A 1,115-nucleotide genomic window follows, 5' to 3' on the forward strand; every position below is an offset into this window, starting at 1 on the left:
TCCGTGGACACGTCCCGGATGCCCGCCACCGACCCCGTGGTGGACGTCGCGGTGGCCCACCCCGCCTACGTGATCTATACGTCGGGTTCGACGGGGCGTCCGAAGGGTGTGGTGGTTTCTCACGCGGGTGTGGGGAATCTGGCGGTGGCGCAGATCGAGCGGTTCGCGGTGGAGCCCGGGAGTCGGGTGCTGCAGTTCGCTTCGCCGAGTTTCGATGCGTCGGTGTCGGAGTTGTGTATGGCGTGGCTGGCGGGTGCGGCGGTGGTGATCGCTTCTGCGGAGCGGTTGCGGCCGGGTGCGGAGCTGGCTGCGGTGGTGGCGGGGTTCGGTGTGACGCACGCGACGATTCCGCCGGTGGCGCTGGCGGCGATGGAGCCGGGCGATCTGGGTTCGGTGCGGTCGTTGGTGGTGGCCGGTGAGGCGGTGTCCGAGGCGCTGGTGGATGCGTGGTCGGTGGGTCGTCGGATGGTGAATGCCTATGGTCCGACGGAGACGACGGTGTGCGCGACGATGTCGCGGCCGCTTGCGCCGGGTGGTGGGGTGCCGTCGATCGGGTCTCCGATCGCGAACACGCGGGTGTTCGTGCTGGATCAGTGGCTGCGTCCGGTGCCGCCGGGTGTGGTGGGTGAGTTGTATGTGGCGGGTCTTGGTCTGGCGCGCGGTTATCTGGGGCGTGCGGGTCTGACGGCGGAGCGGTTCGTGGCGGATCCGTTCGGTGGTCCGGGTGAGCGGATGTATCGCACCGGGGATCTGGTGCGGTGGACCGTGGACGGTCGGCTGGATTATCAGGGCCGGGCGGACGACCAGGTGAAGTTGCGTGGTTTCCGGATCGAGCTGGGTGAGATCGAGGCCGTGCTCGCCTCGCACGAGCGGGTGGTGCAGGCGGCGGTGCTGGTGCGTGAGGACCGTCCCGGTGACCGCCGGCTGGTGGCTTACGTGGCCGGTGGTGAGGTGTCGGGTTCGGAGCTTCGGGAGCATGTGGCGCGGTCGTTGCCGCAGTACATGGTTCCGGCGGCGGTGGTGGTGCTGGACCGGTTGCCGTTGACGGTGAACGGCAAGCTCGACCGCCGTGCCCTGCCCGTACCGGAGTACGGGGCGTCGGGCACGGGCCGGGC

Annotated in this window: 1 protein-coding gene; it reads left to right on the forward strand. The window is 69.7% G+C overall.

The annotated features are described in order from the left end of the window. Positions 1–1,115, forward strand: a 1,115-nt coding sequence (locus ACFYV1_RS33605) for an amino acid adenylation domain-containing protein (RefSeq protein WP_389399449.1), incomplete at both ends; no start/stop codon positions are given.

The organism is Streptomyces sp. NPDC003023 (genome assembly GCF_042888225.1).
Classification (GTDB): Bacteria; Actinomycetota; Actinomycetes; order Streptomycetales; family Streptomycetaceae; genus Streptomyces.